Genomic DNA, 7,926 nt, shown 5'->3' with positions numbered 1-7,926 from the left:
GAACTCGCGCTTGCGCGTTCTCTTGGTCTTGCGCTCGAATCCGCTCTCGCTCAGGCTCATCTGTTTCATAACGTCAATCTCGCACATCCCGTGCCAGTGGCGACGGTTCTGCAGACGTTCCCTAGGTGAACAGGTATAGCAGATTCGACAAACCTGACCAAGTCCGAAACACCTCAATGAGATCGCGGGCCAGACCAGCCACCAATCACTGCAACTGGGAGGACCGCTATCAGGCCCAATGGACGGATGCCTGCAACGGGTCGAGAGCGTGAGTTCGGCACTTCAAGCAGCTGACATTCGTCCACGAGTTCGTGGAGCAACCGGCGGCCGACCACGCAGGATGACTGCAGCCCTCTCGATACCTGTCATTGAAACCGCCGCGCTGCTAGATGAACCGATGACGGCTTCGTTCCAGATACCGTGACGCAGCTCCCGGGCGCGACCGGCGGCTGTCGTTAAGGCTTGTGTGACACCTGCCCAGCCGCACAAGCGGTCGAGCACCCTCACTGCTGTCGGGCAGGTGTTGCATAAGCCTCGAGGGAGGAAACCGCGGCGACCGCTACGGTAGTTGTCGAGCACGGTGGCTATGGCGATTGCTCTACGCTTGCGTCGCGAGTTTGCAGCCTACGACTGAGCATCGACACCTCATCGATGACCGCAGGCGCCCGTGCGTGTGCCACTTCGATACGGCAGCAGCTCTTGGCCGAGCCTGAGCAGACGCTGACCAGGCGACGCACGCAGCAGCCCACCGGACGCCATGTCCAGCGTCGAGTTGATCGGCGGTGTTCGAGCGTGGTCATGGTGCCGGCGGCGCCCGAATCGAGCAGTCGCGCAAGAAGACCTGCAGCACCGTCATCGCGTGGCCGCAGTGCGCGCAGACGAAGGTCGGACGTGGCGAGTCCAAGCCATCGGTGGCCGGCGCTTGCGGCGATGACGGCGTCACCTGCAACAACTGGCGCGCCAGCGCCAGGTTGTCCCGCCGGTTGCTGTTGGCCAGCAGGCCGTAGTGCCGAATCCGGTGGAAGCCGCCCGGCAGCACATGCAGCAGGAAGCGGCGCATGAACTCCTGCGGGCTCAGCGTCATCGCCTTGTGGCGCTTCTTGCCCCTGCCAGGCTTGTTCGCCCGGTAGTCCTTCCAGCGGAAGGTGACACCGCGCTCGTCCATCGCCAGCAGCCGGCTGTTGGAGATGGCCACGCGGTGCGTGTATCGCGACAGGTAGGCCAGCACCGCCTGCGGCCCGGCGAATGGCCGCTTGGCATAGACCACCCACTCGCACTGGCGCAGCGGCGCAAGCCAGGCCTTGAATGCAGCGTCTTCGGCCAGTGCTGCGTGCTCGCCGAAGAACCGGAGCTTGCTGCCGTCGTGAAGCTGCTGCAGCTCCTCCAGGAAGCGGCGCCTGAAGAGCCGGGACAGCACGCGCACCGGCAGGAAGAACCCCGGCCGACAGGCGACCCAAGTCCTGCCGTCGGGCGCCAACCCGCCGCCTGGCACGATGCCATGCACGTGCGGGTGGTGGGTCAGTGCCGAGCCCCAGGTATGCAACACCAGCGTGGCGCCGATGTGGGCGCCCAGGTGCTTGGGGTCAGCCGCGATGCGCTGCAGTGTCTCGGCGGCGATGTCGAACAGCAGCCCGTACAGCGCCGCCTTGTTCTGGTACGCGATGTCGGCGATCGGCGCCGGCAGCGTGAAGACCACGTGGTAGTACTCCACCGGCAGCAGATCGGCCTGGCGCGCATCCAGCCAGCGCTTGGCTGCGCTGCTCTGGCACTTCGGACAGTGCCGGTTGCGGCACGAGTTGTAGGAGACCTCGTCTTGGCCGCAGCCGTCGCAGCGCAGGACGTGGCCACCCAGTGCCGCTGTGCGGCACTGGGTGATGGCCGACATCACCTTGAGCTGCGCCAGGCTCAGGTGACCGCGCTGGGCGCCACGCCAGGCGGGTCCATGGGCACGGAAGATGTCGGCGACCTCCAGGGCGGGTCGCGCCTGCACGATGGCGTACGACTACAGGGCCGGCGGTTGCGGTGCAGGTTCGGGCGCTGGTTCGCCTGCGGGCTTGGCGGACGTGTGATCCAGGGGGCTGATGACCCGGCGCAGCAGGTCGGTGGCCACGGCGGCGTACAGGGTCGTGGTGTCCAGCCGCTTGTGCCCGAGCAGCACCTGGATGACACGGATATCGACCTTCTGCTCCAGCAGGTGGGTGGCAAAGGCATGGCGCAGGCCGTGCGGGGTGATGCGCTTGTCGATGCCGGCCGTGGCGGCGGCCAGGTGCACGGCGCGGTTGAGCTGGCGCGCGGTCACGTGATCGGTGGGGTCCAGGCCCGGGAACAGCCAACCACCGTGCCGGATCTTGCCCTGGGCATGGCCCAGCCTCCACCAGGCACGCAGCCGCTCCAGCAGCACGGGGCTGAGCATGGCGTAGCGATCCTTGCGGCCTTTGCCCTGCTCCACGCGCAGTGTCATGCGCTCGCCGTCGATGTCGCCGACCTTGAGCGAGACGACTTCGCTGACGCGCAGGCCCGCGCCATAGGCCACCGACATGGCAGCCTGGTGCTTGAGGTTGGGCGCGGCGGCGATCAGGCGGCCGACTTCCTCGGGGCTCAGGATCACCGGCAACTTGCGCGGCACGGCCACGTTCGTCATCTTGAGCATGAGCTCCGGCCGGCCCAGCGTGATGTCGAAGAAGAACTTCAGCCCGGTGATGGTGGCGTTGATGGTGACTGGGCCGGTGCCGGTGTCCACCAGGTGCAACTGGAAGCGGCGCAGATCCTCGGCGGTGGCGGTGTGCGGCGAGCGGCCCAGGAAGGTGAAGAGCTTGCGCACGGCGCGGATGTAGCCGTCCTGCGTGTGCTCGGCGAACTGGCGCATGCGCATGTCGTCGAGCATGCGTTGGCGCAGCGGCGAGACGGCCGCGGATGGGGTCGGGGTGCAAATGTCCATGATCCTGCTCCTGCGTGACCGAGGCGGATTGCCTCGACCGCCAACATCGCAGAATCACGGGCGCAACGAAACGCCACCAACGTAGCCGGAGCGTCTACCGCGCGAGCGGTTTAGTCCACCGCTGCGAACCGGCCGTTGATGCTGGGGCCTCATGCAATTGCAGAGGGTCGAGTTCGGCCCCTATGGATGTGATCTCTAGGTCGAGTTGTCAAGCTGCTTGACAGACAGATTGAATCACCGGGGACGTGTTTTTGGATCGTTCCCAAGCATGTATCTGCTGAGTTTGAACTGTTTCTTTTTTTTGGCGGAACAAGGGGTCGGACGGTCCGACCCTGTTGTGTAGGAGTGAAGAGTGGTAGGGCAGGATAGGCTGCGCGCCAGCAAATGGATGCCACGTGGGCGGCGCTGCTCGTCTTGCGCCGGTTTCTCGCGTCCGCTGGCAACAGTCAGCACATTCAACCACCGCTCCCTCGGCTTTCCCCAAGCACACCGGAAACACAGGGGAGGTAGCATGTCAAGGCATCAACAGCCTGAGAGATCGATGACCAAGACTGATGTTTCCGGCGTGTTCGGAGAGGCTTCGGGTTACACGGGCATCCACGGCGACATCGTCGCTTTGCTGGAAGGCGCCCGGCACGCCGCCGCACGCAGTGTCAATGCGGTGATGACGGCCAGCTACTGGGAAATCGGCCGACGCATCGTCGAGTTCGAACAGGGCGGACAAGATCGCGCCGTTTACGGACATGCCCTGCTGAAGCGGCTCTCGGTCGATTTGACGAGACGTTTTGGCCGGGGGTTTTCCGAACGCAATCTCGAACAGATGCGCCTTTTCTATCTGACCTGGCCACCCGAGGCAATTTCGCAGACACCGTCTGCGAAATTGGAGGCCTCCCGGGTTGAGCAGGCGCATGGTGAGTCGGCCTCCGCACCGATGTCCAAATCTCTGAATCAGAAATCAGGGGAGCTACACGCGTTGACCCAGGTCTTCCCGTTGCCCTGGTCGGCTTATGTGCGCCTGCTTTCCGTCAGAGCGCCATCGGTCCGCAACTTTTACGAAACCGAGGCACTGCGCTGCGGCTGGAGCGTGCGCCAGCTTGACCGCCAGATCAACAGCCAGTTCTACGAGCGCATCGCCCTGTCGCGCAACAAGGCAGCCATGCTGCAAAAAGCCGAAGTTGCAGAACCGCAAGACACCATCACGCCTGAGCAAGCGTTGAAAGACCCTTTCGTTCTGGAGTTTCTCAACCTCAAGGATGAATACTCCGAATCGGATCTGGAAGACGCGCTGATCCGGCACCTGGCCGACTTTCTGCTGGAGCTGGGTGACGACTTCGCTTTTGTGGGGCGCCAGCGCCGCTTGCGACTGGACGACAGCTGGTTCCGCGTCGATCTGCTGTTCTTCCACCGCAGGCTCAAGTGTCTGCTGGTCATCGATCTCAAGATCGGCAAGTTCAGCCATGCCGATGCCGGCCAGATGCACATGTACCTGAACTACGCCCGCGAGCACTGGATGAAACCCGGCGAGAACCCGCCCGTAGGACTGGTGCTGTGCACCAGCAAGGGCAGCAACGAAGCCCACTATGCGCTTGAAGGGCTGCCCAACAAGGTGATGGCTGCGGAGTACCAGACTGTGTTGCCCGACGAGAGGCTGCTGGAGGCGGAGCTGGACAAGACGAGGAGGGAGCTGGAGTCGCGTCGTGTGGGGCGGTCAAATGAGGCAGGGGACGATGCATGACCGGTCACATCGTTGTCGAACGGCCAGAAGCGATCCGACCACCACTTAGCTGCCAGCGTGCAGCATCACGCTGGCCAGGCACCCGCACGTATCACCATCGCAATGAAAAAATCGAGCCCATCCTGGATTGACGTCAAAGCCAAGCTCGCTGACCACGACCGTGCAGGCATGCTCGGCCTGGTGCAAGAACTCTACGCCGCCAGCAAGGACAACCAGGCCTTTCTGCACGCCCGCTTTCACCTGGGTGATGACGTGCTCAAGCCCTACAAGGCCACCATGGCCCGCTGGCTGTGGCCCGACATGTTCAAGAACCAGGACACCTCGGTTGCCAAGGCCAAGAAGGCCATCGCGGACTACAAAAAAGCGGTGGAACGGGCCGATGAGCTGGCCGAGCTGATGGTGTTCTATTGCGAGCAGGCTTCGGGTTTCAGCTGCGATGTGGGCCTGCAGGACGAAGGCTACTTTGATGCGCTGGTTCGGATGTTCGAGCAGGCGCTGAAAGTCACGGCCACCATGCCGGCGGCGCAGCACCCGGCGCTCTGGGCGAGGCTGGACGCGGTTCGTCAACAGTGCCACGACATCGGCTATGGCGTGGGCGATGACATGGATTCGCTGTTCGCCGCGCACGGGGGCGATGCCTGAACACCATGCGTTCGCGGCGCTGCAAGCCGAGAACGCGCGGCTGGTGGCGTTGCTGGAGTCGCATGGTATCGAGTGGCGCACGCTGTCATTCCCGGATGCTCGCCCTGTTTCGGTTGAGCCCGCTCCGGAAGAACTGCCTGAACCACAGCGTTCGGGCCTGAGCACCGCCGACAAGGTGGCACTGTTTCGGCGGCTCTTCCGAGGCCGCACCGACGTGTATCCGGTGCGCTGGGAGAGCCGGACTTCGGGCAAATCAGGCTATGCACCGGCTTGCGCCAACGAGTGGCGGGCGGGGGTGTGCGAGAAACCGCGCATCAAGTGCGGCGACTGCAGCCAGCGTCTGCTGGTGCCCTTGTCGGATGCGGTGATCTATGACCACCTTGCCGGCAAACAGACCGTGGGCGTCTACCCGCTGCTGGAGGACGACACCTGCCACTTTCTCGCGGTTGATTTTGACGAGGCCGAATGGCAGCAGGACGCCCTGGCATTCATGCAGTCTTGCAGCGAACTGGGTGTGTCGGCAGCGTTGGAAATCTCGCGCTCTGGGCAGGGCGCCCATGCCTGGGTATTTTTCGCGGGGCGCGTGTCGGCTCGCGATGCGCGGCGCCTGGGCACCGCCATCATCAGCCACATCTGCGCGCGCACCCGGCAGCTCAAGCTGGCGTCCTATGACCGTTTGTTTCCCAACCAGGACACCATGCCCAAAGGCGGCTTTGGCAACCTGATTGCCTTGCCCCTGCAGAAGCACCCGCGCGAGAACGGCCGCAGCGTGTTTGTGGACGCAACACTGCGACCGCACCTCGACCAGTGGGCATACCTTGCGTCCATTCATCCGATTGCGCCGCACGATATTGAGCCGACCGTTCTGCGCGCTACCGGCGGCATCCATCCCCTGGACGTGACCTTCATCGACGACGAGGACTTGGCGACGCCTTGGAGGCGCGAGGCCACCAAGACCAACCGGTTGGCGGGCGCGATGCCTCTGGCACTGACGGTGACGCTGGCCAACTTGATCTACTTCGAGAAAAGCGCGCTGCCCCAGGCGCTGGCCAATCGGCTGATCCGCCTGGCGGCCTTCCAGAACCCTGAGTTCTACAAAGCCCAGGCCATGCGCATGTCGGTGTGGGACAAGCCGCGTGTCATCGGCAACGCCGAGAACTACCCGCAACACATCGCCTTGCCGCGCGGCTGTCTGGACGCCGCACGCGCTTTGTTGAAGGACAACGGCATTCGCTGCGACTTGCGGGACTAGAGGTTTGGTGGCGATCCCATCCAGGCCAGCTTCGTCGGCACTCTGCGGCCTGACCAGGAGCAAGCTGTCTCGGCCATGCTGCAACACGATGCCGGGGTGCTGTGCGCGCCCACCGCGTTTGGCAAGACGGTGACGGCGGCGGCCATCATCGCCCGGCGCGGCGTGAACACTCTGGTGCTGGTGCACCGCACCGAACTCCTAAAGCAATGGCAGGAGCGCTTGCAGACCTTTCTCGGCCTGGACACCAAAGCTGCCAAGGGCGTGGTCGGCACCATCGGAGGCGGCAAGGCCAAACCCACCGGGCAGATCGACATCGCCGTGATGCAGTCGCTGTCGCGCCAAGGCGAGGTGAATGCGTTGGTGGAAAACTACGGACAGGTGATCGTGGACGAGTGCCACCATGTGGGCGCCACGTCGTTTGACGCCATTCTCAAACGGACCAAGGCGAAATATGTGCTGGGCCTGACCGCGACACCCATTCGCCGCGATGGTCAGCAGCCGATTATCTTTATGCAATGTGGCCCGATCCGGCACACGGCCGCCAGACCGGCGAGCGCGCCGCACGACCTGGAGGTGGTGCCGCGGTCCCGAGTTGCCCGCATCGACCTACCGGTCACGGCGGGTATTCAGGATGTGTTTCGGCACCTTGCCAATGATCTGGCCCGCACCGACGCCGTGGCCGTCGAGGTCACAGCGGCGTATGAACAAGGCCGCAAGGTGCTGGTGCTGACCGAGCGTACCGAGCACCTTGAAGCCATCCTGGTGGCCTTGGAAACCAAGGTGCCCAAGCCTTTTGTGTTGCACGGACGCATGTCGAAGAAGCAGCGGGCCGCGTTGATCACCGAGCTGGACGCTCTGGCTCCAGAAGCACCGCGTATTTTGCTGGCCACAGGGAGACTGGTCGGCGAGGGCTTCGATCACCCGCCGCTGGATACGTTGGTGCTTGCCATGCCGATTTCCTGGAAGGGCACGCTGCAGCAGTATGCGGGCCGCCTGCATCGAGAACATGCCAGCAAGACCGATGTCCGGATCATCGACTTCGTCGATACGGGGCACCCTGCGTTGCTGCGCATGTGGGACAAGCGGCAGCGTGGCTACCGGGCCATGGGGTATCGATTGGGTGCGGATTCGAGAAGTGATGAGGGTGTGTTGCCGTTTGATGGGTCGCCCGGGTAGCCATACAGATCGACCTTTTTGGGTGCCGGGTCCGTTCGGCCGTGGCAAAGCGACAACTAGTGTTATGTCCCGTTAATAACTGGCATTAATCGTGCATGCCGATGCGGTATCTTGGGAATGGAGATACCGCGATGAGAACTGGCAGACCGAAGGTCCAATTGTTGTTGAGCGAGCAAGAGCGTG

General features: G+C 63.6%; 6 protein-coding genes. 4 read left to right on the top strand and 2 right to left on the bottom strand.

Going from position 1 to position 7,926, the window contains the following annotated elements; all coding sequences use genetic code 11:
- Window positions 1-796 precede the first annotated feature (796 nt).
- Both B0E41_RS00525 and B0E41_RS00520 read right to left on the bottom strand, forming a co-directional pair.
- Window positions 797-1,990: an IS91 family transposase gene (locus B0E41_RS00525; RefSeq protein ID WP_077327580.1), complete on the bottom strand. Its 1,194-nt coding sequence runs from the start codon at window positions 1,988-1,990 to the stop codon at window positions 797-799.
- 12 nt (window positions 1,991-2,002) lie between these two features.
- Window positions 2,003-2,938: a site-specific integrase gene (locus tag B0E41_RS00520; protein ID WP_077327577.1), complete on the bottom strand. Its 936-nt coding sequence runs from the start codon at window positions 2,936-2,938 to the stop codon at window positions 2,003-2,005.
- A 541-nt stretch (window positions 2,939-3,479) separates the two neighbouring features.
- On the opposite strand from B0E41_RS00520, the gene B0E41_RS00515 reads away from it, so the two are divergent.
- The 4 genes from B0E41_RS00515 to B0E41_RS27785 all read left to right on the top strand — a co-directional run bounded on the left by B0E41_RS00515 (window position 3,480) and on the right by B0E41_RS27785 (window position 7,743).
- Entirely contained in the window at window positions 3,480-4,673 is a 1,194-nt protein-coding gene (locus B0E41_RS00515; protein ID WP_077327574.1) for a PDDEXK nuclease domain-containing protein, read from the top strand.
- 102 nt (window positions 4,674-4,775) lie between these two features.
- Window positions 4,776-5,315 carry a hypothetical protein gene (locus B0E41_RS00510; RefSeq protein WP_077327571.1) on the top strand — a complete coding sequence of 180 codons (540 nt, stop codon included), beginning with the start codon at window positions 4,776-4,778 and terminating at the stop codon, window positions 5,313-5,315.
- Window positions 5,308-6,567 (top strand): DNA primase small subunit domain-containing protein, encoded by a 1,260-nt coding sequence (locus B0E41_RS27790; protein ID WP_363349971.1) that lies wholly within the window; start codon window positions 5,308-5,310, stop codon window positions 6,565-6,567. The genes B0E41_RS00510 and B0E41_RS27790 overlap by 8 nt, the downstream gene beginning before the upstream one ends.
- Window positions 6,568-6,585: 18 nt before the next feature.
- Window positions 6,586-7,743, top strand: coding sequence for a DEAD/DEAH box helicase (locus tag B0E41_RS27785; protein WP_363349974.1), 1,158 nt, complete (start codon window positions 6,586-6,588; stop codon window positions 7,741-7,743).
- Window positions 7,744-7,926 lie beyond the last annotated feature (183 nt).

The organism is Hydrogenophaga sp. A37, from assembly GCF_002001205.1.
Classification (GTDB): domain Bacteria; phylum Pseudomonadota; class Gammaproteobacteria; order Burkholderiales; family Burkholderiaceae_C; genus Hydrogenophaga.
This window is presented reverse-complemented; position numbering and strand designations above follow the sequence as displayed.